This is a genomic window from Micromonospora sp. NPDC050200, assembly GCF_040656135.1.
In the GTDB taxonomy this organism is placed as follows: Bacteria; Actinomycetota; Actinomycetes; order Mycobacteriales; family Micromonosporaceae; genus Micromonospora.
Genome location: NZ_JBFALG010000067.1, coordinates 12,280 through 33,767 on the forward strand (window position 1 = coordinate 12,280; position 21,488 = coordinate 33,767).

General features: G+C 72.5%; 24 protein-coding genes and 1 pseudogene. 12 read left to right on the top strand and 13 right to left on the bottom strand.

The genetic code is table 11. The features are described from left to right. Positions 1-56: 56 nt before the first annotated feature. The gene (locus AB0I41_RS29605; RefSeq protein ID WP_357113879.1) at positions 57-938 is read right to left on the bottom strand and encodes an NAD(P)-binding domain-containing protein; all 882 of its coding nucleotides are present in this window, start codon (positions 936-938) and stop codon (positions 57-59) included. A 165-nt stretch (positions 939-1,103) separates the two neighbouring features. Between AB0I41_RS29605 and AB0I41_RS29610 the strand changes: the two genes are divergently transcribed. From AB0I41_RS29610 to AB0I41_RS29630, 5 genes are all read left to right on the top strand, one after another. Continuing rightward, positions 1,104-1,445, top strand: a complete 342-nt coding sequence (locus tag AB0I41_RS29610; RefSeq protein ID WP_357113880.1) for a helix-turn-helix domain-containing protein — start codon at positions 1,104-1,106, stop codon at positions 1,443-1,445. Between the two features lie 48 nt (positions 1,446-1,493). Continuing rightward, on the top strand, positions 1,494-1,976 hold the full coding sequence (locus tag AB0I41_RS29615; RefSeq protein WP_357113881.1) for a VOC family protein: 483 nt from the start codon (positions 1,494-1,496) through the stop codon (positions 1,974-1,976). A gap of 226 nt (positions 1,977-2,202) precedes the next feature. Continuing rightward, complete coding sequence (locus tag AB0I41_RS29620) at positions 2,203-2,727, top strand: N-acetyltransferase (protein WP_357113882.1); 525 nt, start codon at positions 2,203-2,205, stop codon at positions 2,725-2,727. A gap of 42 nt (positions 2,728-2,769) precedes the next feature. Then, a complete protein-coding gene (locus AB0I41_RS29625) occupies positions 2,770-3,129 on the top strand; it encodes a hypothetical protein (protein ID WP_357113883.1) in 360 nt (119 codons plus the stop codon). A gap of 147 nt (positions 3,130-3,276) precedes the next feature. Further along, positions 3,277-3,720: a DUF2809 domain-containing protein gene (locus AB0I41_RS29630; RefSeq protein ID WP_357113884.1), complete on the top strand. Its 444-nt coding sequence runs from the start codon at positions 3,277-3,279 to the stop codon at positions 3,718-3,720. Positions 3,721-3,887: 167 nt separating this feature from the next. Here the strand turns inward: AB0I41_RS29630 and AB0I41_RS29635 are convergent, their stop codons facing one another. Beyond that, complete coding sequence (locus AB0I41_RS29635) at positions 3,888-5,024, bottom strand: CoA transferase (protein WP_357113885.1); 1,137 nt, start codon at positions 5,022-5,024, stop codon at positions 3,888-3,890. Between the two features lie 286 nt (positions 5,025-5,310). Between AB0I41_RS29635 and AB0I41_RS29640 the strand changes: the two genes are divergently transcribed. Both AB0I41_RS29640 and AB0I41_RS29645 read left to right on the top strand, forming a co-directional pair. Continuing rightward, positions 5,311-5,535 carry a hypothetical protein gene (locus AB0I41_RS29640; protein ID WP_357113886.1) on the top strand — a complete coding sequence of 75 codons (225 nt, stop codon included), beginning with the start codon at positions 5,311-5,313 and terminating at the stop codon, positions 5,533-5,535. After that, entirely contained in the window at positions 5,451-5,777 is a 327-nt protein-coding gene (locus tag AB0I41_RS29645) for a hypothetical protein (protein WP_357113887.1), read from the top strand. The genes AB0I41_RS29640 and AB0I41_RS29645 overlap by 85 nt, the downstream gene beginning before the upstream one ends. Before the next feature lie 36 nt (positions 5,778-5,813). Here AB0I41_RS29645 and AB0I41_RS29650 read toward each other — a convergent pair whose 3' ends face one another. Beyond that, positions 5,814-6,074 (bottom strand): hypothetical protein, encoded by a 261-nt coding sequence (locus AB0I41_RS29650; protein ID WP_357113888.1) that lies wholly within the window; start codon positions 6,072-6,074, stop codon positions 5,814-5,816. Positions 6,075-6,125: 51 nt separating this feature from the next. After that, positions 6,126-6,317 carry a hypothetical protein gene (locus tag AB0I41_RS29655; protein ID WP_357113889.1) on the bottom strand — a complete coding sequence of 64 codons (192 nt, stop codon included), beginning with the start codon at positions 6,315-6,317 and terminating at the stop codon, positions 6,126-6,128. 655 nt (positions 6,318-6,972) lie between these two features. Here AB0I41_RS29655 and AB0I41_RS29660 point away from each other — a divergent pair. Further along, positions 6,973-8,238, top strand: a complete 1,266-nt coding sequence (locus AB0I41_RS29660; protein WP_357113890.1) for a family 16 glycosylhydrolase — start codon at positions 6,973-6,975, stop codon at positions 8,236-8,238. Between the two features lie 123 nt (positions 8,239-8,361). Here the strand turns inward: AB0I41_RS29660 and AB0I41_RS29665 are convergent. Beyond that, positions 8,362-8,597, bottom strand: a pseudogene (locus AB0I41_RS29665) (MFS transporter); the annotation flags it as partial. Between the two features lie 170 nt (positions 8,598-8,767). Then, a complete protein-coding gene (locus tag AB0I41_RS29670; protein ID WP_357113891.1) occupies positions 8,768-9,424 on the bottom strand; it encodes an NAD-dependent epimerase/dehydratase family protein in 657 nt (218 codons plus the stop codon). Between the two features lie 167 nt (positions 9,425-9,591). Here AB0I41_RS29670 and AB0I41_RS29675 point away from each other — a divergent pair, with 167 nt between their 5' ends. Next, entirely contained in the window at positions 9,592-10,809 is a 1,218-nt protein-coding gene (locus AB0I41_RS29675; protein WP_357113892.1) for a helix-turn-helix domain-containing protein, read from the top strand. A 138-nt stretch (positions 10,810-10,947) separates the two neighbouring features. Here AB0I41_RS29675 and AB0I41_RS29680 read toward each other — a convergent pair whose 3' ends face one another. From AB0I41_RS29680 to AB0I41_RS29690, 3 genes are all read right to left on the bottom strand, one after another. Continuing rightward, positions 10,948-11,220, bottom strand: a complete 273-nt coding sequence (locus AB0I41_RS29680) for a potassium transporter TrkA (RefSeq protein ID WP_357113893.1) — start codon at positions 11,218-11,220, stop codon at positions 10,948-10,950. A gap of 115 nt (positions 11,221-11,335) precedes the next feature. Then, entirely contained in the window at positions 11,336-12,097 is a 762-nt protein-coding gene (locus AB0I41_RS29685; RefSeq protein WP_357113894.1) for a rod shape-determining protein, read from the bottom strand. Positions 12,098-12,263: 166 nt separating this feature from the next. Continuing rightward, complete coding sequence (locus AB0I41_RS29690) at positions 12,264-12,470, bottom strand: hypothetical protein (protein WP_357113895.1); 207 nt, start codon at positions 12,468-12,470, stop codon at positions 12,264-12,266. Between the two features lie 595 nt (positions 12,471-13,065). Between AB0I41_RS29690 and AB0I41_RS29695 the strand changes: the two genes are divergently transcribed. The 3 genes from AB0I41_RS29695 to AB0I41_RS29705 all read left to right on the top strand — a co-directional run bounded on the left by AB0I41_RS29695 (position 13,066) and on the right by AB0I41_RS29705 (position 16,713). Then, positions 13,066-13,965, top strand: a complete 900-nt coding sequence (locus AB0I41_RS29695) for a rod shape-determining protein (protein ID WP_357113896.1) — start codon at positions 13,066-13,068, stop codon at positions 13,963-13,965. Between the two features lie 42 nt (positions 13,966-14,007). Next, positions 14,008-14,349, top strand: a complete 342-nt coding sequence (locus AB0I41_RS29700) for a TraR/DksA family transcriptional regulator (protein ID WP_357113897.1) — start codon at positions 14,008-14,010, stop codon at positions 14,347-14,349. A 126-nt stretch (positions 14,350-14,475) separates the two neighbouring features. Further along, positions 14,476-16,713, top strand: a complete 2,238-nt coding sequence (locus AB0I41_RS29705) for a hypothetical protein (protein WP_357113898.1) — start codon at positions 14,476-14,478, stop codon at positions 16,711-16,713. Between the two features lie 144 nt (positions 16,714-16,857). On the opposite strand, the gene AB0I41_RS29710 is transcribed toward AB0I41_RS29705, so the two are convergent. The 4 genes from AB0I41_RS29710 to AB0I41_RS29725 all read right to left on the bottom strand — a co-directional run bounded on the left by AB0I41_RS29710 (position 16,858) and on the right by AB0I41_RS29725 (position 21,072). Next, the gene (locus AB0I41_RS29710; protein ID WP_357113899.1) at positions 16,858-17,592 is read right to left on the bottom strand and encodes a DUF2071 domain-containing protein; all 735 of its coding nucleotides are present in this window, start codon (positions 17,590-17,592) and stop codon (positions 16,858-16,860) included. A 164-nt stretch (positions 17,593-17,756) separates the two neighbouring features. After that, positions 17,757-19,082, bottom strand: coding sequence for a hypothetical protein (locus AB0I41_RS29715; RefSeq protein ID WP_357113900.1), 1,326 nt, complete (start codon positions 19,080-19,082; stop codon positions 17,757-17,759). Between the two features lie 209 nt (positions 19,083-19,291). Then, positions 19,292-20,782 (bottom strand): AMP-binding protein, encoded by a 1,491-nt coding sequence (locus AB0I41_RS29720; protein ID WP_357113901.1) that lies wholly within the window; start codon positions 20,780-20,782, stop codon positions 19,292-19,294. Further along, the gene (locus AB0I41_RS29725; RefSeq protein ID WP_357113902.1) at positions 20,779-21,072 is read right to left on the bottom strand and encodes an XdhC family protein; all 294 of its coding nucleotides are present in this window, start codon (positions 21,070-21,072) and stop codon (positions 20,779-20,781) included. The genes AB0I41_RS29720 and AB0I41_RS29725 overlap by 4 nt, the downstream gene beginning before the upstream one ends. Positions 21,073-21,488: the final 416 nt, after the last annotated feature.

A 21,488-nucleotide genomic window follows, 5' to 3' on the forward strand; every position in this document is an offset into this window, starting at 1 on the left:
CGGGTGCCGGTCACGGTCCGCTCAGCTCCGGGGTACGGCCACGTGTCCGGCGGCCGTCACCGGGCTCCGGTGAAGCCCTGGATCATGCGGGAGAAGTTGTCGTCGCCGTGCCCGGCGTCGATCATCCGACGGGCCACGGCGTTCGCCGTGCGCAGCGCCCCGGCGTCGATGCCGTGGGCCTGTGCAGCGTCGATGATGTGGGCCATGCCGGCGTACGCCGAGGCGATGTTCGAGATGTCCGCCGAGTGGTCGTCGTGGTCCATCCGACGGGCGAGGTCGTCGATGAAGGTCGGCAGCAGGCCCCCGATCCCCTTGGCGTAGGGGGCCAGTTCCGCACCGGTGATGTTCTCCGCGCGGGCCAGGGCCAACGCGTGCGCGATGCCGGTCATCCCGGTCCAGAAGACGTCGAGCAGCGCGACGTCGTACGCGGCCGCCCGGCCCGGGTCCGGGCCGAGGTGGACGGCGCTGCCACCGAGGCTCGCCAGGCTCGCGCGATGGGTCTCGTACACCTCGGCCGGTCCGCTGTAGAGGATGAGCGCCTCCGGTCCGCCGATGGTGGGCGCCGGCGTCATGATCGCCCCGTCGAGGTAGTCGATGCCGTGGGCGGCGGCCCAGGCCGCCGCGTCCCGGGCCCGCTGCGGGGTGTCGGCGGTGAGGTTGACCAGGGTGCGTGCCTTGAGCGACGGCGCCACCGGGTCAACGATCGCCTGCACCGCCGCGTAGTCGATGACGCAGGCGAGCACCAGCGGGCTGGCGGTGACCGCGTCGGCGACCGTGTCCGCCCGCCGCACGCCGCGCGCGACGAGTGCGTCGGCCCTGGCGGCCGTCCTGTTCCAGACGGTGGTGGGGTGGCCGGCGCGGGCCAGGGCGCCGGCGAGGGCCCGGCCCATCGGCCCCAGGCCCAGGACGGTCACCGGGGCACGGTCGAGGTCGGTCATTGCTGGTCCAATCGGGGTCAGCGCGAGATGTCGCGTCGGATACGCCGGCCGGAGCGCGGTACGCACGTCCGGCCCGGCTCCCTCCACGATGCGGGCGGTGCTGCCTTCTGATCAAGTACCGACTATTTTGTCAGGTACCCACCTTTTCGTAAGTATGGAGTTGGCGTGAAGAAGCGGACCTACTCGTGCGGGCTCGACGCCGCCGTCGACGTCGTCGGTGGCAAGTGGAAGGCGCTGATCCTGTGGGAACTGCACCACGGACCCCGCCGGTTCGCCGAGGTGCGGCGTTCGATCGCGGGGATCAGCGAGAAGATGCTGATCCAGCAGCTACGGGAGATGGAGACGTACGGCCTGGTACACCGGGAGGTCTACCATCAGGTACCGCCGAAGGTGGAGTACTCGCTGACCGAGTTCGGTCAGTCGCTGAACAGGGCACTCGTCCCGCTCGGCGAATGGGGCGAGCGGCACCTGGAGACGATCGAAGCCATCCCCCGTGACCAGGACTGACCGAGCACCGACCGCCGGCGAAAGCCAGCCGGTACATGGGGTTGCGGCGTGTACGCACCGGCCACTGCGGCGACCGGTGCGACGATGGCCCTGGTCGTCGACCTCAAGGAGGATGTCGTGGCATCGCAGCTCAACCCGTACCTCAACTTCGCCGGCAACGCGCGCGAGGCGATGGAGTTCTACCACCAGGTGTTCGGCGGGGACTTGACGCTGACCACGTTCCGCGAGTTCGGCACGGAGAACCCGGCGATCGCCGACCAGATCATGCACGGCATGCTGCGGACGGCCAGCGGCTACGTGCTGATGGCCTCGGACATGCCACCGGGCCTGGAGCTGAGGCGCGGCAACGGCAACACGGTCAGCCTGAGCGGCGACGACGCCGACGAACTGCGCGGCTACTGGGAGAAGCTGTCCCAGGGCGGGATCGTGTCGGTGCCGCTGGAGAAGCAGATGTGGGGCGACGAGTTCGGGCAGTGCGAAGATCGGTTCGGCACCCCGTGGATGGTCAACATCGCCCAGCCCCAGGCCTGAGCCATCAGCCTCGACAAGCTGAAGGACCTGGTCGCCGGCGCCCCCAGGATCGACACCGACGCGGTGGAGATCCTGGACGGCTGCCCTCGCCGGTCGGAGCGTCCACTGTCGTCGTCTGCACGTGCGGCCTCCTCGTCGTCACGCCCCGGACGCCACCCCCGGTGCGAGGCCGCGCCGCGAAAAAGGGGTGGCCCGTCCCGGGAAAGTCCGGCATGATCCCGGATCGATGCTGATCAGACGTGAGACCCCCGCCGACGTCGCCACCGTCCGCGCGGTGCACACCGCCGCCTTCGCCGCGGCGGACGGCCCGGACGACGTACCCGTGGAGGCCGGCCTGGTCGACGCGCTACGCGCCGACGACGGCTGGTTGCCCGCCCTCTCCCTCGTCGCCACCGACGCCGACGGTCAGGTCGTCGGGCACGTCGTCGGCACCCGGGGCACGGTGGCCGGCGCGCCGGTGGCGATCGGCCTGGGCCCGCTCGGGGTGCTGCCCGCCTGGCAGCGCCGGGGCGTGGGGTCGGCGCTGATGCACGCGGTGCTCGGCGCCGCCGACGCCCTGGACGAGCCGCTGGTCGTGCTGCTCGGGCACCCGGAGTACTACCCGCGGTTCGGGTTCGGGCCGGCGGTCGAGCTGGGCGTGACACCGCCGGGTCCGTGGGGGCCGCGGTTCTTCATGGCCCGGCCGATGAGCGCCTGGCGGCCGGACATCCGCGGCGAGTTCGCGTACGCGAAGCCCTTCGGCGACCTGTAGCGCGGCCTTTCCGCACGGCCGCCGCTGGGGCATCCTGGGGTGATGGGAGAGGTGCTACCGATGCCCGGCTTCGGTGACCTGTTCACCGACACCCGGGGCGACGAGCGGACGATGCGGGTCAGCTACCACCCGGAGCGCGAGGCGGTGGTGCTGTCCCTGTGGAGCGGGTCCGTCTGTCGCGGCTCGTTCCGGCTGGCCGCCGATGACGTGGGCCGGCTGCGGGCCCTGCTCGACGCGATCGAGGCCGCGCCGGCGCCACCGGCCGCCGGATCGGGTGGCGCGACGGCCGCCGTCGGGGGTGAGGTGGCGGCGGATGCCACGGAGGTCATCCAGACCGGCGACATCTCGGGTACGGCCCGCCCGGCGGCGCTGCCGTTCGTGCCCGCACCGCGGGTCGCCTGAGGAGTCCAGGTTCTCGACGCGCCCCGGCAGGATGCTGCGACAGAGCTTGCGGCGGCCGGCCGAGGTGGTGAGCATGTTCCTGACCGCGGGCCCACACCGTCGACACCCCCGAGTCGCCTGGATCGCGACTCGTGGCATTGTCGCAGGATGTCGATCACGCCGAGGACACTGCGGCTGCTCATGCCGGTGGCGGCGGCGCTCTTCCTGGGCTTTGCGCTGGCCATCCGGGCCGTCGACGACGGCGCCCTGCGGCAGTATTCCGGCACCGCGCTGTACGCGTCGATGGTGTGGGCCGGGGTGTTGTTCGTCCGGCCGCGGATGGCGCCGGTGCTGGCCGGCATGACGGCGGTGGGGTTCTGCTGGTTGGTGGAGTGTGCGCAGCTGACCGGGGTGCCGGCGGAGTTGTCGGCGCGGAGCATGGCGGCGCGGCTGGCGCTCGGGGTGCAGTTCGATCCGGTGGATCTGGCCTGGTATCCGGTGGGCGTGCTACCGCTGGTCGCGCTGCACCGGCTGCTGCGCGGTCGCCTCCGGTCCACCGTCGTCGCCTCCCCCGCGCTCACGGTCCGGCGCGTCCCACCGTCGCCGCGGTGACCGGGCAAGCCGAGGTCTCGGTCGCTCTCACCCCGACTGCGGCACCTGGTGTGCGGGAGTGGCCGGCGGTGCATCGCAGGTCGCGGAAGACCGCGACCACCACACCGCAGGGGCCGGGGGCCCGGCAGCGGTGCCTCCGCTCCCGGCCTGAGCGGCGGTGAAGACACTCAACCGGCCAGCCAGGCGCGGATGCCGTCGCCGTGCTCGTCCAGGCGGGGTGGCGGCAGGTCGTAGCGCGGCGGGGTGGCGGAGAAGCCGATCGGGTGTCGGACGCCGGGCACCCCGCCGGCCTCGACCACCGGGTCGAGCCCGAGCTCTTCAGCCAGGGCGACCCCGCCGTCGACGGTGGTGATCGGGGCGCACGGCACGCCCGCCGCGGTGAGGTCCCGGAACCACTCGTCCCGGGTGCGCTGAGCCAACCGCGCGACCAGGATCGGGCGCAGCGCCTCGCGGTGGGCCGTGCGGTCCTGGTTGCGGCCGAACCGGGGGTCGTCGGGCAACTCGGGCAGACCGAGCACCTGGCACAGCTTGCGGAACTGGCCGTCGTTGCCGGCGATGACGACGAGGTCGCCGTCGGCGGTGGGCAACGGCTCGTAGGGGAACAGGCTCGGGTGGGCGTTGCCCATCCGGAACGGCGCCGCGCCGCCGGCGACGTACCCGCTGGTGTGGTTGACCAGACCGGACAGTGCCGAGGAGAGCAGGTTCACCTCGACGTGCTGACCGACGCCGCAGCGGGCGCGGTGGTGCAGGGCGGCGAGGATGCCGACGGCCGCGTGCAGGCCGGCGATCACGTCGAACACGGCGACACCGGCCTTGTACGGAGGCCCGTCGGCCTCGCCGGTGAGGCTCATCAGGCCCGAGGCCGCCTGGACCATGAGGTCGTAGCCGGGAAGGTGCGCTCCGGCGTTGGTGCCGAAGCCACTGATGGAGGCGTAGACGATCCCTTCGTTGCCGGCGGCGACGCTGTCGTAGTCGAGGCCGAAGCGCCGCAACCCGCCGGGGCGGAAATTTTCGATCATGACGTCGGCGCGGCGAGCGAGTTCCCGCGCGAGGCGTTGGTCGTCGGGGTCGGCGAGGTCGAGGGCGACGGAGCGCTTGTTGCGGTTGACGCCGAGGTAGTAGGTGGAGCTCCCGTCCCGCACCGGCGGCATCCAGGCGCGGGTGTCGTCCCCGCCGGGTCCCTCCACTTTGATCACCTCGGCACCGAGGTCGGCGAGGAGCATGGTCGCGTACGGCCCGGCGAGGATCCGCGAGAAGTCCGCGACCAGGATGCCGTCGAGCGGCCTGGACGACTGCTCCCCCATCACCACTCCCCTTCCCCGCCGACAGGTGCCCGGTGGGCGTGGCGCCCGGCCGTCCACGGATGGAGGACACGATGGCACACCGGGCGCGCCCGGGGGCACCGGAGCGGGCGTGGGCTGCCGGACACCTCGGTGGCCTACCCCTGTCGGTGGAGGCCTCGCCGGCCACCGCGACCCCGGACCGGCTCGCGGTGCTGGCCTCGCACGGCACCACCCGGGTGAGCATCGGCGGGCCGAACTTCCTCGACGTCGAGGCCGCGCCGCTGGCCGCCCGCAGCGCCGCACCGAGGTGGAGGCCACGCTCGCCGCGACCCGCGACGCCCGGATCCCGGTGCTCAACATCGACCTGATCTACGGCATCGACGGGCAGACCGCCGACACCTGGCGGGTCAGCCTCGACGCGGCCTGGCGGCCCGAGGAGCTGTACCGGTGCCCGCTGTACGTCCGGCCGCTCACCGGCCTGGCCGGCGGGCCCACGGGCGCGCCGACTGGGACGCCCAGCGGCGTCGTCTGAACGGGGGTCGGCACGTCCAGACCAAGTACGCCGCCACGCTCCTGGACAGCGGGGACGGGCGGGGCATCGGCTACCTGCTCAAGGACCGGATCGCCGACGTCCCCGGGTTCGTCGACAACCTGCGCACCGTGGTAGACGGCGGCAGCAACATCATGACCAATCTCGGCCTGCTGCCCAGCGACGACTCCAACCGCCTGGTGCTCGCAGCACTCACCTACCTGGCCGGCACCTCGGCGAGTTGAGGAGGGCGGCCGGGTCGGATACCGCCGACTGTCGGGTCAGGCGCGGCGGTCCTCGTCGCCCGGCCCGAGCTCCTGGCGTTGCTCCAGGGCGTCCGCCGCGGTGGCGTCCTCCGGCAGGGACGCTGCCCGCAGGTCGTGCTCCCCCGGCACCGAGGCACCCTGCTCTGCCAGGTCGGCCTCCGTGGAATCCAGCGGTTGCGGCTCCGGCGGCTGGTCCGGCTGCCCCTCGTCGAGCAGCGGCTGGCGCTGTTCCACCGCGTCGGCCTCCGGCGGCACGTCGAACGGTCCATCGGTCATGCCGACGCTCCTCTCCCTCGCCGTCCCCGCGGGGACGGCCTCGACGACGGGTCAGTCCGGCAACAGCCGCCGAAATACGCCCTTCGCGGTGGCGCCCATCCGGTAGGACTGCACGAGGTACGAGCCGCAGACGATGTTCGCCCCGGCCAGTGCCGGCACCACGAACTGCGCCAGGCGCTGCCGTCGCTGCCGGGTCGCGATCTCGGCCGGCGTCCCCGCCGTCGGTATGGTGGCGTCCCGCACCTCGAGGTGGTCACCCCGCTGGTGCGCCTCCTCGGCCAGCCGACCGATCCGGCTCCCGCAGTACGCCGCGTAGGCGGTGGCCGCAGCACCGGCGACGGTGAAGCCGGCCTTCAGCGCCCCACCGTGCCGCAGTCATCTGCATCCCGCACTCCTCCGGTCGATGGCGGCTTACCCTTCGTCCCGATTGAAAAACTTTCGCCGGGCTGCCAGGCGCGTTCCACTAACCTGCCCCTGCAGGGGCGGGACTCCCGACGCCGACCGGACCGACTGGCGGCCGGCACCTACGGCGCGTTCAGTGGACGACCAGCGCCTCTATCGCGTGAAGCAGCAACGCCGCACCGGCGTCCTGCGGCCCGGAGACGACCACGGCCTGGTGTCCAGCCGACCGGACACGCTCGGCGGGCCGTGACCGGTTGACGCCGCCGGCCGGCCGCCACGGCCACGACCCGGCCACCGGAGCCCCCGACCGCAATTGGCAACCTTCTTGACAGATGGACCGAGCATCGACAGACTTCGCTACGAGAGCGCTCTCAGGGCCGAGCCGGCGCGCCCGCGGCTGACCCCACCGCCTCCGTCGCCACGGCCACGCCGATCGCTCGACCGTCCGGACGGAAGAGAACCGCACCCGCGCACCCGTCCCTGCCAAGGAGGTTCCATGTTCCACATCCGCACCCCCCGGCGACCGCGAACGCTCGTCCTCGCCGCGGCCGCGCTCATCAGCGCCACAGTGGCCCTCGTCGTTCCGGTCCACTCCGATCCGGCCGAAGCAGCGATCGGCGGGATCACCTGGCAGGACGAGTTCAACGCGGGGGCCGGCACCCCGGTCGACCAGAACAAATGGCGCTTCGACATCGGCGGCAGCGGCTGGGGCAACAACGAGCGGCAGTACTACACCAGCAGCACGAGCAACGCGGTGCACGACGGCCAGGGCAACCTGGTCATCACCGCACGCCGGGAGAACCCGGCCAACTACCAGTGCCACTACGGCCGGTGCGAGTACACCTCGGCCCGGCTGCTCACGGCCGCGACGTTCACCCAGGCGTACGGCCGCTTCGAGGCCCGCATCAAGATCCCGCGCGGTCAGGGCATCTGGCCGGCGTTCTGGATGCTCGGCAACGACATCGGTAGCGTCGGCTGGCCGAACGCCGGCGAGATCGACATCATGGAGAACATCGGCAGGGAGCCCAACACCGTCTACGGCACCGTCCACGGCCCGGGCTACTCCGGCGCAGGCGGAATCAGTGGCAGCCGCACCCTCGGCCAGCCGCTCGCCGACGGCTTCCACACCTACCGGGTGGACTGGGAACCGAACTCCATCATCTGGTACCTCGACGGCGTCGAGTACCACCGCGTCGACCCCGGTCGGCTCGGCGGCAACCGCTGGGTGTTCGACCACCCCTTCTTCATGATCCTCAACGTGGCGGTCGGCGGTAACTGGCCGGGCTACCCCGACGCCTCGACCCAGTTCCCGCAACAGATGCTCGTGGACTACGTCCGGGTCTCGGGTTACTCCGCCGGTGGCGGCGACCCGGCGCCCGGCACCACCCGGATCAAGGGCGTGCACAGCGGCCGGTGCATCGACATCCCCGGCGCCGACCCGGTCGACGGCGCCAAGCTGCAGATCTGGGACTGCAACACCACTGCCGCGCAGGCGTGGACGTTCGCCTCGGACGGCACCGTGCGCGCCATGGGCAAGTGCATGGACCCGGCCTGGGCCGGCACGGCGAACGGCACCGAGGTCAACCTGGTCAGCTGCAACGGCAACCCGGCGCAACGCTTCACCCTCAACGCCGCCGGTGACCTCGTCAATCTCAGCGCCAACCGCTGTGTCGACGTGCGGGACTGGGTCACCGGCAACGGCGGCAAGCTCCAACTGTGGGACTGCACCGGCGGCGCCAACCAGAAGTGGTCCCGCGCCTAGACATTCCCCGGAGCGGGCCGCCGCCCGATCCGCCACGTCAGACGGACCTCGATGTCTCGAATCGACGCTGGCGGGCCGGGCGGTGGTCTGCTCAGCCTGCCCCTTCGTGGCAGGCGTGAGGCCCACCGCAACCCACGGTGGGGTCCACGCTGCCCCGGCGACGCCAGCTGCAACGCCAACCAGCTCACCGCGACGATCGCCATGCCATCACCCAGAGCGGACACCGCCAGGCCGGGCAGGATCCGGCGCAGCAACGAATGGCTCAGCACAGGCCAGTACGGCGAGGGATGCGGGAATCGCTGCGCCACGGTCTCGGGTGTCATCCGATCAATCGACACCACCAGCAGCGGCGACATCAATAAAGCTCGCTGTCGGCATAATCCGCTCGCAGCCGAACCCGAGTCCCGACCAGCCCGCCTTCCACCGCGAGATCAACCCCGGCAACCGGGTGACCGGGGCGATCGGCTGTGGTTGCCGCACTCCGCCTCCTCCCCGGGGATACGGGTCCGGGCCGAATGACGGTGGCCGACTACCGGGCGTGCCAGGCCGTGAGCAGTTGGCCCTCCTCCTCGGCGGTGAGACCGATGACCTTGCCGGCATCGGCACCCGCCCCGGCCAGCCACTCGGCGGTGTCCCGGGCCGTCTCGGCCAGCGGCCGGGTACGCAGCCCTGCCGCCAGCGCCGAGGACGCGTCGCGGCTCATGAAGCCGGCGTACTCGGGAACGGGCAGCCACAGCGGCACCGACCGCGGGCCGGACCACGGTGCCACCCCCTGGCCGAGGAGGAACTCCTGGGACAGGTAGCTGAGGACAGCGTCGTCGCCGACCACCCCGGCCAGGAACGCCTGGCGGGTGATCGGCGCCCCGATGCCGTCGTACGTGCCGGCCAGCCCCCGGGTAGCCGCCTCGACGATCCACCCGGCCAGATCCCGGACGTCCGCGAACTGCACCGGGTCGTCCGGGGTGCCGGGGACCAGGATCTCCCCGCCTCGGGCCGCCCGCCTGACCCAGTACGCGCAGCGCCCGGGTGGGTCCTCGGGCCCGACGATCAACCCGGCCCGGCAGATGAATACCCGGTGGGCGCCGAACCCCGCCGAGACCAGCTGTTCGCAGGTCACCTTGCAGGCCCCGTACGCATCCGCGTCCCTGGACGGGTCCTCGTCGTTCGGGGGCGCCGGCGGCAGCACGCCGGGCTCTCCTCGCGCGGGTCGACGCCCGGATCATCGCCGGCAGGGACATCAGGGGCGCTGTCCGTGCCGCGGCCGGAGACGGCTGGCTCTGCCGACCGCCGGTGCCCGGCTGCCCATAATGGTCAGGACCGAGCCGTCCGGTGCGGGTCGGTGAGAGGTGGGATGTGAGCGGCGGTAGCGGGCACAGGGCTACGGGTGACGACGACTGGCTGACGGCCGTCGCCGAGAACGCCAGCCGCGACGCCGGCGGTGTTCCGGTGGAGCTGCTCGGCGACTATCTGCCGCTGCTCGCCGACGCCGCCGTGAGCGGCCGCCGTCCGCGGCGCAGCGAACTCGAAGCCGTCGGCCTGCTGGGCCGTCATGCCGCCGAACAGGGGGTGTCGGCCGGTAAGGCCGTGCAGCTGTACCTGTCGGCGGCGCGGCGGCTGTGGCAGCAACTCCCGCTGTTGGTGCGCTCCAACGACGGCGAGGTGGTACGCGCGGCCGCCGAAGCGGTCCTGTACGTCGTCGACGACGCGGTCGCCACCCTCGCCGAGGGCTACGCCGCCGCCCGGCGCGACCTGGTGCGCCGGGAGGAAACGCTGCGCCGAGAGCTCGTCGACGACCTGCTACGTGGCGACTCCGACCTGGGCGGGCTCGTGCAACGCGCCGAGCCGTTCGGCTTGGACCTGACCCGGGTGCACCAGGTCGCGCTGGCCGCGCCGAGCCGCCGACTGCCCGACACCGACGCCGCGATCAGTGCCCTGGAGGCGGTCATCTTCGACCGGCTCGGTGATCGTGACGTGCTGGTGGCCACCAAGGAAGGCCTGCTCGTCGTCCTGGCTCCCGCCGATCTGGCACCGGCCGACCACCCCGCCGCTTCCGCCGGAGCCGCGCAGCTGGGCCAGCTCATGCACGCTGAGCTGAGCCGGCTACCCCGCGGCCGGCCGTGGCAGGTGGCGGTGGGCCGCCCCCACCCCGGCCTGTACGGCATCGCCCGCTCCTACGAGGAGGCCCGTGAGGCACTGACGATGGCCCGGCGGCTGCGGGTTCACCGCGACGTCGTCGGCGCGCACAACCTGCTCGTCTACCGGGTCCTGCTGCGCGACCAACCGGCAATGGTGGACCTCGTGCAGGCGGTCCTGCAGCCGTTGACCCGCGCCCGCGGCGGTGCTGAACCGCTGCTGGCCACCCTCGCCGCGTACTTCGACAGCGGCGGTGTCGCCACTGCGGCGGCGCGGCAGCTGCACGTGTCCGTCCGCACGATGACCTATCGCCTGGACCGGATCAGGACGCTGACCGGGTACGACCCTTCCGACCCCGCCGACCGGTTCACGCTGCAGGCGGCGACCCTGGGCGCCAAGGCGCTCGCCTGGCCGCAACAGCCCTTACCCACCGTGTGACCGCCGGTGACAGTCCGCGGTGCGGCTACCCGGACGGCGGCTCCGATGGCACAGGGCTGGCATGTGGTGGGAGGCGCCGTGCCGCCCGGCGACACAGCACCCCACCGCGAATCACCGTCACCGGTCACGCGGGTGCCCTTACCGGCACGGGGGAGGTTCCGCCCGGCAATCGCCGGGCTCGGTGACGGGGACGTCCAGGACGTCGAGGATGCCGAGGAGCCGGGCGAGAGCGCAGGCCTCGCTGCGCGTCAGGGCGAGACTGCAGGTGGCGTCGGGGTCGTCACCCGTGTCGTAGACCAGTTCACGCCGGCCACCGGCATGGTGGGTGACCACGCCGATGCGGCGACCTGCGGCGGTGGTGAACATGCGGCGCATCCCGATACCGGGCAGCGGGGTCAGCTCGACGTCCATGACAACTCCAGAACACAGGCAACGCCGCGGGCGGCGCGGGAACGAGGGAGGGGCTCTGCGCCGGGCGCAGCGCGACAACGGCTGCGCCTGGTGGCGCTGGTGGATGGTGGTCGGGTCAGCCGGTGAGCAGCAGACGCAGGCCGGTGAGCGTGGCCAGGTGCGGCTCCGTGGGCATCGTGACGGTGCGGCCGGCGAGGGCGGCCAGCCGGGTGGCGGCTCCCGGACAGGCCGCGCCGCCCCCGGTGATCAGCAGTCGGCGGCGTGATCGCAGCGGTCCGGCACCCATGCGTCGTACGCAGTCCGCGATCGCGGGGAGCTGATCGATCGGGTCGACCTCGTCGACGCGTTCGGCAGCCACGACCGCCCCGTCGGTGATGCGGGCGACCTCGGTGCGCCCGTGCCCGATGTCCACGGCCAGAACGTCGCCGCAGCCAGGGTTCGGGCGGCACGCCAACGCGGCCGCCAACGGCTCCTCCACCGTCGCCACGCGTCCTCCGGTTGCCCGGCGCACCGCGGCGACCAGCAGGTTCTTCTGCCGCAGCGTGGCGGTGGCCGGCACCCCGACGAGTACCGGGGAGACATCGTCGCGTGGCCGTCCGGCGGCGGCGCTGACGATCCGTAGGAGGTGCACGCAGGCGAAGAAGTTGTCCACCACGCCCTGGCGTACCGGCCAGATCAGCTTCGCACCGCCGGCGGCCTCCAGCTCGAGCGCGGCGTGCCCGACGACATGCCGGCCGGACGGCGCCGGGGCGATGACGGCGGGTTCGGTGACGACTGCGCCGCCCGCCGGAGTCCACACCCGCACCGTGGACGTGCCCAGATCCAGGGCAAGGTGATGACGTACCCCTCGGCGGGCGTACGCGCCGGGAGTCAGCATGCCGGCCGTGCCCGCGGAAGCGTGGTCGCGGCAGCACGCCCCTGACGCGGTGGGCCGTCACCGGTGACGGATGAGGCGGGAAGAGAGTGTGTGTGGTGACGCGAGGTCGGCATGATGCTCCAAGCCAAGGACCAGCGCCGGACGGCGCTGATGGGGCGAACGGACGTCAGACGGCGAACGCGGGCCCGGGCGGAGCACGATTTGCCGACCACGCGGGAACGCATCCCGGAACTGCCCGTCGGGTCAGGCGGAACACGATGCACAGCCCGATCGCGCGGGCAGCGGACAGCACCATGACGAGCACGGCCAGCACCAGCAGCGCCGGCAGCGACGTTCGCTCGCCGGCGCGGCGAATGCTGCGCCCCTCATGCATGCCGCACACCATAGCCGTCGCGCTGCGCATCGGCCACGGCTACACGACGCTTGGGCTGTACCGGCCCCCGATGGGCCGACTCCGGCCGCTGGACGGCCCGACAGGGCCTTCGAACCGCCGCGCTCCCCGGGGCCTTTCTTGCCGACTTCCGGCAATGAAGGGGGCGCATTCTTCGCCGGTCGCGGCTCCTGCCGCCGCGACTGCGGGCGCCGAGGATGGGAGTTCCCCGCTACGCGACACCGGGAGGAGGTGGCGATGACCACGCGGACGGTGCAGCCTCCGACCGACGGCGATTCGCCCACACCCCTCGGACGGCGCAGGTCACGTCGGCGTGCCGCGCCGTCGTTCGTCAGTCACCTGCGCCGTTGCCCGCGGCGGGGAAGGTGCCGCCGACGCTCGACGTGGTCCGGGTGGTGCGGCTGCCGCAGCCGCGGTGCGAGCCGCGTATGGCCGCGCTGACCAGGTAGACAGCCGGAGGTCGAGGCCCTGCCCCGCGCCAGGGCCGACGCGAGCGGTATGCGAGCCCTCGCACCCGGACCGGGCTGAAGCGGTCCGGCGCAGCCATGACGCTTCGGTCACCCGACCGACCGCTCGGGTGGCGCCTGCCGGCTGCGGGCATCGTCCGTTCATCGCACGCCGCGTTTCCCGCGGCATTGTCGCAATTCACTGGAAAGGGGTCGGCGTGACCGTGCCCGCCAACGCAACCACCATCTCCCGTCCGGCCGGGCAACGCCTGGTGCCGGACAGCGGCTCCGCGACGAAGCCGCCGATCGCCGTCGCGGTCGACCTGGGCAGCGGCAGTATCGGCGTATGGGTGACCCACCGGGGATTCCTCAGCGGTCCCTGCGGTGACGCCTTTGCCTCCGTCGGCACGCTGGTCAGGCGCGGCCGCGTCGTCGACGCCGCGGGATGCGCGGCGCTGCTGTCGGAACTGCTCCGCCAGTACACCGACCCGGTGCCGGCGGGCGGCATCGTGGTGGCGTGCCGGCCGGTGCTCTCCACGCAGACCGACGAGCAGGCGATGCGGCGCGTGCTCGCCAATGCGTTCGCCCCGTCACGGCTGCTGTTCATCGACACCGTCCGCGCCGCCGCGATCGGAGCCGGCGCCGCTGCCGGCACGCTGCTGATCGCCGATGTCGGCGCGCAGCTGACCGAGGTCGCCGTGCTCCAGCACGGGCACGTCATCGCCGCCCGCCGCACCGACATCGGAACCCGTGACATCAACCGTGAAGCCAGCCCCGACCTGCTGACCGAGATCGTCAGGCGCCACGTCAACGACTTGCGCAACGACCCCGCCGCGCCGGGCCTCGCCAGCGCCGCCGCGACCCGCGGCCTGATCCTCGTCGGCGACGGCGCTCTGCACCCGGGTCTGCCCGTACGCCTGTCCGCGGCACTGCGCCTGCGCGTGCACTGCGCCGCAACTCCCAGAACTGCCGCGCTCAACGGCGCGGCGCTGGCCGCGATGACCGCCCTGCGCCACCCCTCCGTCGCCTGATCCGCCACCCCGCCACCTGCCTCGACAACTTGGGAGGAACCGATGACCGCTGGTGTGTACGACAGCGCGAATGTGGTCCGCGAACCCATGGAGCTACTGCGCGACATGCTCGAGGAGCAGTTCATCACGCACACCAACCGCCTGACCGAACTCACCGTGTACGGCAGACTGCCCGGACACGGCGGCTACGACCCTGATGCCCTGCAGGCACTCGCCGCCACCGCACGGGAGGGGATCGCCGACACCGCCCAGGCACTGCGGCGCATGTCCGAAGGCACGTACGGCGGGTGCGAAGGCTGCCACAACGACATCCCCCTCGACAGGCTACGAGCCCTCCCCCACGTCCGGTACTGCGTCTCGTGTCAGCGGCGTCAGCCCCGCTGAATCGAACGCGTACATTCCCGGGCCGGGTCGCGCCGCACGCCGGCTGGTCCGGGCCGCAAGCGCCGCCCGCGCGCCGCGTTTCCGCGATCGGCAGCGGGCGACACACTTATCTGTGACCCTGACCGCGTGGGCACAGGACCTGCGGGTGAGGCCGTCGAGTTGCGCGTACACGGGGTGTCCGGCGCGACGGCGGAGATCGTCCTCGACCACCCGATCGTCATCCGCGTCGCCGGAGACCAGCACGCCGGCTTCTACCGACCCCGCCCGGGGAGCGGCGCGGCCGGCGGCGTCGCCCCCGGGATCACCGTCGAGGCGTACCGGTGGGGCGCCCTGACGGCCGGCGCGGCGGTGCGGACCGCGTCGATGCTGCTGCTGTTGCCCTTCATGCTGGGTAACCTCGCGATCTGGCTGCGCCCGACGCCGACGGACCGGTTCGGCCTGCTCGGCACGCTGTGCCGGCTGCTCGGCGGCACCCTCACCGCCGCCTTCATGCTCTCGATGATCGGCATCACGCTGAACCTCGTGGGCTGGCAGTGCGTGCCGTACCACGAGTGCCGGCACGACCGCCCCTACCTGTCCTGGCTCGCCGAGCTGCCGATGGGCCCCCGACTGGCTCTGCTGTCGCTCCTCCCGCTGCTCGCGCTGCGGGTGATCTGGGGAATCGGCACCCGGTCCGCGCGGGCGCTCGAGGGTTTCACTCCGTCGGCACCACGTCCGGAGCCGCCCGAGATGACCGAGACCGAGAGCCTCAGCACCCCGGGGTTCTGGGACGACGAACGGACGAACGCCTGGTTACGCCAGATCCATGTCGGGATCGGCGCCGGAACGCTCGACGCCAGCCTGCTCAACAGCATCTCGGACGGCAGATACGGCCCCGTGGGCTGGTTGCTGTTCGACGCCTCGCTCGGCCTGGTCGGCTTCTGCGCGGCGCTGCTCTGCCTTCCGGTGCCGATCAGCCACGGGAAGACTCGTCGCCTCCAGCGCCCGCTGTGGGCGGCGACCGTCGGGGTGACCGTCCTGAGCCTCGGCTACGCGGCTCTCGCGCGCGAGGTGCAGCCGGTCGTCGGGCAGTTGCCCGGCTACGAGGGCAGCGCCGGCGGCCTGGTCTCGGCGCAGAGCGTCCTGCTCGTCATGCTCACCGTCGTCACGGCCCTGCGCCAGCGGGCGGCCCGACCCGGGGCCCGCCACTTCCTGCGCGGGCTCGGCACGCCGATCCTGGCGGCGGCCTCGGTGAGCGTCGCCGGGGCCTTCACCGCAACGCTGCTCTTCCGGGTCGCCGACCAACTCGACCGCGGCGACATCCCCGATCCGATCCGGCCGAATCCCCCGGGCATCGGCCCCCTGGATCCACCGGTCGCCTACTGGTGGGCCGCACTCGCCGGGCTCACCGCCCTGCTGATCCTCGCCGCGGCGGCCGCCGCCACGCTCCTCCTCAGCCGTCGGCGGCGACGCGACCTGGCTGAACGTATCGTCAGGCAGGACTATCCGCGGGCGCCGGCGAACACAACACCCCGACTCGAGACGGTCCGGGAGACCATCGCCAAGTCCCACGTGACCGAGGAACTGGGTCCGATGCTGATCGCGTTCCTCGTGATCTCGTCGCTGGGCCTGGCCACCATCGTCCTCGACCTGATCGGCCTCGGCCCCACTGAGCTCGCGGACGAGGTCAGTCGGCGCAGCGGACCGGCGGTGCTCACCGCCTACGTCACCGACGCCGGAATCTGGATCATCAGCGTGCTCGTGATCAGCCTGATGATCCTCGGCTTCCGCTCGTACCGGTCGGCCGAGACCCGGCGCGTCGTGGCGGTCCTGTGGGACCTGGGCACCTTCTGGCCACGCGCCGTCCACCCGTTCGCGCCCCCGTGCTACGCCGCCCGGGCCGTGCCGGAACTCGCCAAGCGGGTGTCCGCACTCGCCAAGCAGGGCCCGGTGATCATCTCGGGGCACAGCCACGGATCGGTCCTGGCCGCCGCCACCATCCTCCAACTGCCGGCGACCGACCTGCGCAGAGTCGCGCTGCTGACCTACGGCTCCCCGATGCGGCGCGTCTACGCCCGCCTCTATCCGGCTTATTTCGGACCACAGATGCTGTGCGAACTGGGTGAGCGGCTCGACTGGCGATGGCGCAACCTCTGGCGGGACACCGATCCGATCGGCGGGCCCATCTTCGCCCGCCACCCGGGCACAGAGCCCCCGTGTGGCACCCCGGCGGCCGAGTCGGTCGACGTCCGGCTCCGCGATCCCCGCGCGGTGATCACCGACCCGGCGGACACCGTGCCACCACCGGTCGAGCGCCACTGGCCGTACCACACGCAGCCGGAGTACCAGGCAGCGGTCCGGGAACTCGCCGACCGGGCTCGCTGAGACCGGCCGCCGTGCCGTCGCGTCGCACGCCGGTCGTACCGCACGGCACTCCCGACCCACCTGGCTCGGCTGGGCGATGTGCTGGTCACCGCCACCCGCCGCCGCGCGGCCTCGAACGGACACGGGGGCGCAGCGGTGAAGTGGTCAGCGCAGGGTGACCGGTGGACCGAACCGGACCGGGACGCCGGGGGAATAGAGCACGCTGGCCGGCGGTCCGGTCGGGGACGGCAGCCCGGCGGCGGTGACCAGCTCGTCGTCCAGGTGCAGCAGCTCGGCCCGGTGCAGCGGCCAGCGCGGATGCCAGTTCGGCAGGTGCAGCGTGCGTCCGTACGCCCGGGTGTGCAGCCCCCAACGGGCGGTGACGAAGTGCTCCAGCGGGGTCGGGTCGGCGATCGGCTCACCCACCCGGACGGCCATCCGGCTCGTCGCGCCGACCGGGCCCGGCCAGCGGCGCCGGCACCGGTAGGTGCGGCGGTCACCGTCGCGGTCCAGCCGCATCGCCGACCACCGGTACGGCAGTCGCAGGGTCACCCGGACGACCAGCACCGGGACCAGCCGGGACGCGTCCAGCGAGCGGAACACCACGGCGCGCCGGCCGGTGTCGTCGACCGAGTAGAGCCGGACGTTGGTCTCCCAGAAGGTGCCGAAGTACGGCACCCCCGGCCCGCGGCCGAGGCCCAGCCCGACCATGCGGAAGCCGATCAGGCCGACGTAGCTGAACCCGTCGAGGGTGTCCGGGCGGGTGCCGGCTGGCAGCAGGGGCGCGACGAGCTCCGGCGCGACCGCCCAGTGCAGGAAGGTGAGCTCCTCCCAGCGCTGCCGCAGGATCGCCTGCGGGAACGCCTGCTCCGGCGCCGAGTCGACCGGCTCGATGTCCACGTACTCATCCTGCCCGGTGTCAGGTCGGGTGGACGTGGAAGCTGCCTGCCGTCGCAACCCTCCGAGCGCCCCGTCCGCCAAGCGCTCGGCGGGCGTGCGTCTACCTGGTAACGACGCGAGAGCGGGCGGGCGCCGTCGGCACCCGCCCGCTGGTTCGAGCACCGTCAGCGGAGCAGGAACGTCTGCGTCTGCGGGTTGAGCATCGGCAGGCGGCGGGCACCGGCCGTCTGCGGGGTGCTGAGTCGCAGCACATCCACCCCGCGGGAGATGTCGTTGGCGATGATCAGGCCGTTGTACCAGTACGTGGACCACTGGTTGGAGCGCATGTCGTAGTGGCCGATCTCCTTCGGATTGGCCGGATCGGTCAGGTCGACCACCGAGGTCCCCGAGCCGTACGCCGAGGAGACCAGGATGTTGCGCCCGGCCACCGGCACGTAGTTGAAGTTGTGGTACGTGCTCGGCTCGTCACGCGGGATCCGCAGGTGACTCAGCGGCGTGGACGGGTTGTCGACGGCGTACGTCCAGATCGCCCCGAAGGGTTCCTGTGGCGCCCCGAAGTACTCGTCGCCGAAGGTGACGTGCTTCCCGTCGTGGGTGAACGCGGCACTGTGCCAGATGTCCACGTCGGGCGTGTCGACGTCGGCGGTGACCCGGGGAGCCAGCGGGTCGCTGATGTCCCACAGCTGCCCCTGGGACAGGCACGCCGCGGCGGCGAGGTTGCGGGGGGTGAGCACCTGGATGTCGTGGCAGGCGAAGAAGTCACCGGACGCCCCCGCGAAAAGATCCACTCCCTTGACCGTCGGTTCGGCGGCCACCTTTGCAGCGAGGCCGGCGGCACGATCGCGCCCCGGCACGTCGATCACCGAGATCCGCTCAAACGGCGCCCGGCAGTCGGGCCCGATGTTGCTCGCGCTCAATGGGTACGACGCGACATAGATGTACGTCCCGCCGTCCTCCCGCGGTACCAGCGTGTGGGTGTGCGACCCGCAGTCCGTGCGGATCGCCTGAAGGAACTCCGGCGCCGTCGGGTCGCTGACGTCGAAGACGCGTACGCCCTCCCACGCGCCCGGCGTCGTCGCGGTGACGTTCCGCGACCCTTCGCAGCCGGGCGTGCTCTGCGGCGTGTCCACCGACAGGAACAGCAGATCGCCCCAGACGGAGACATCGCCCTGGGGCCCGTTGCAGTGCACATCGGCCAACTCGACCGGTGCACCCGGCTCGGAGATGTCGATGATGCGGAAGCCGCCGTAATGGCCGGCGAAGACGAGGTCGCCGGCGAAGGCCAGGTCGGAGTTGACGCCGCCGGTGTGGCTCGCGGTGGAAAGTAGGTGCATGTTCTGGCTGTAACCGTCGGCCGGGCTGCTCGGCGGGGGCGGTGGGACGGACCCGTCGTCCCACGGCTCGTGCGCCTGCGCCGGAGACGACATCACCGCCAGCAGGATCGCCGCGCCCGCGACGGCGAGTGATCGGATTCGGGAAGGTCTACGCACGGCGCCCCCTCACGTCGGACGTGTCGCCAGGCCGCGATCACGATGGTGGATGTCACACTGCCAAATAGCTTCAGCCGCCGCTAGACCTCGGCGAAAACAAGCGCGCCTCCGTCAGCCGGCTCACCTGGCTCCGCCCCGGGTCGGCTGGAGCGCGTCGGGCACGCCTGTCCGATGTGGACGGGCGGTGGCCCGGCGGGCGCGGCGGGCGGTCAGGGTAGTTCGTGGCGGAGGACCTTGCCGAGCGCGTTGCGGGGCACCATGTCGATCCAGCGCCAGACCCGGGGCCGCTTGTACGGCGCCAGCAGCCCTGCGCACCACTGGGTCAGGTCGTCCTCCAGCGTCGCGGTGTCCACGGCGTCGGCCGGCACGACATAGGCCACCACCGTCTCCCCCCATTCCGTCGACGGGACGCCAGCCACCGCCACGTCGCCCACCGCCGGGTGGAGCCGCAGCGTCTCCTCGACCTCACGCGGATAGACGTTGTACCCACCGGTGATGATGAGCTCCTTGGCCCGCCCCTTGATGAGCAGGTATCCGTCGTCGTCGAGGACGCCCAGGTCACCGGTGCGGAACCAGCCGTCGGCGGTGAACGCCTCGGCGGTGGCCGCCGGCCGGTCGAGGTACCCGCCGAACACGTTGGGCCCGGTGACCTCGATCTCGCTGACGCCGCCCTCGCCGGGTGCCAGGCGGACCGAGACCCCGGGCAGCGGCAGTCCGACGGTGCCGGGCCGGCGCGGCCCGTCGTACGGGTTTGAGACGAGCATGACCGTCTCGGTCATGCCGTAGCGTTCCAGGATCCGCTGGCCGGTGCGCTCCCGTACCGCGTCGTGCAGTTCGGCCGGCAGCGGGGCCGATCCGCTCACCGCCAGCCGCAACGGACGCAGCCCGTCGAGGTGCGGGGACGTGGCGAGGCGGTGGTACATGGTGGGGACGCCGAAGAACATCGTGGCGCCGTCCTCGACGGCGGTGGCGATCGCGGCTGGCTCGAAGCGCGGCACGAGCAGCAACGAAGCACCGGCGACGAGCGTGCCGTGCAGCCCGACCCCGAGACCGTGGATGTGGAACAGCGGCAACGCCAGGGCGAGCCGGTCCTCGGGGGTCCAGCGCCAGGCCAGCCGTACGGCGTGCGCGCTGGCGAGCAGGTTCGCGTGGCTGAGCACGGCACCCTTGGGTCTGCCGGTGGTACCCGATGTGTAGACGATCAGCGCCGGATCAGCCGACTCGACGCGATCGAGCGGGGTCGCCTGTGGTCGGGGCAGCCCGGCCAGGTCGGGCGTGGTCACCGGCAGGTCCGGGGCACGGCCGGGGTCGTCGAGCACCGCCAGCACCGGATGCGCGTCGGCGGCGAGGTTCGCCAGCTCCACCGCGGTGTAGGCGGTGTTCGCCGGCACCACGGTCAGTCCGTACCGCAGGGCGGCCAGGTACGCGACGACGAGCTCCACGCTCGGCCCGGCGGACATGATGATCCGGTCGCCGGGCGCCAGGCCGGCGGCAGCGTACCGACCCGCGGCCGCGGCGGTGAGCTGTTCGAGTTCGGCGGCGGTGACGATCCGGCCGGCGGTCGTCGCGATGACCTGGGCGCCCGGCTCACTGGCCCACCGCGCGGTCCAGGCCCCGGGCAGGGTGCCACCGGAGCCGAGATCCGCCTCGACGCCCGGCGGCAGGTGCGCCGACCAGTGCGGGGCGGGGGACGCTGTCACGGCGCCCCGCACCCGGTGGGATCGGCGCTGAGGCCGACGAACGCGTCGTCGCTGAGGCCATACCTGGCCACCAAGGGCCGGCCGGTGCTGAGCGCCTCCTGGCCGAGGTCGTGGACGGCCGCCTCCGCGCAGACGTCGGGCACGCCGCGCACGACCGTTCCGTCCGGGCCGACCAGCCTCGTCGTCTCCGCCGGCCGTGGCGAGGAGCGCCAGGTCGCGACCACGGTGGTCGCGACCACCGGTGGGCCGCCGCGCCACCAGGTCAACAGATCGTCGGGGACTGTACGCACCGGTCAACTATCGTCGTCTCGATCTCCGCGCGCCAGTGGTCACTCGACCGGTTCGCCGTAGCTGAGCCGCCAGCGGGCGGCGGCCCAGCGGTCACGGGAACCGGCCGACGCTCGGCGGACGGGCCCGCCCTGCGCGTGAGACGTCACGGAGCGTGACGACCGCCGATGCGGGACACACCTTGAGCGATATGCCTGACAGGCATGAACATGCCTTGTCAGGCATATCGCTCAACAGGCACAGGAGAGGCCGCCGCGACACGCTGGCGGTCGTCGGCAACAGGCAGCGGGACCTGGCGACCGCCGGGGGCCGGCCGGGCCGGCGGGGCGGCAGGGCGGGCCGGCGAGTCGGCGGACGCACGCGGCCCGCGGCCCGACGCCGGGGAGAGCGTCGGGTCGCGGGCCGCGACACCAGGCAT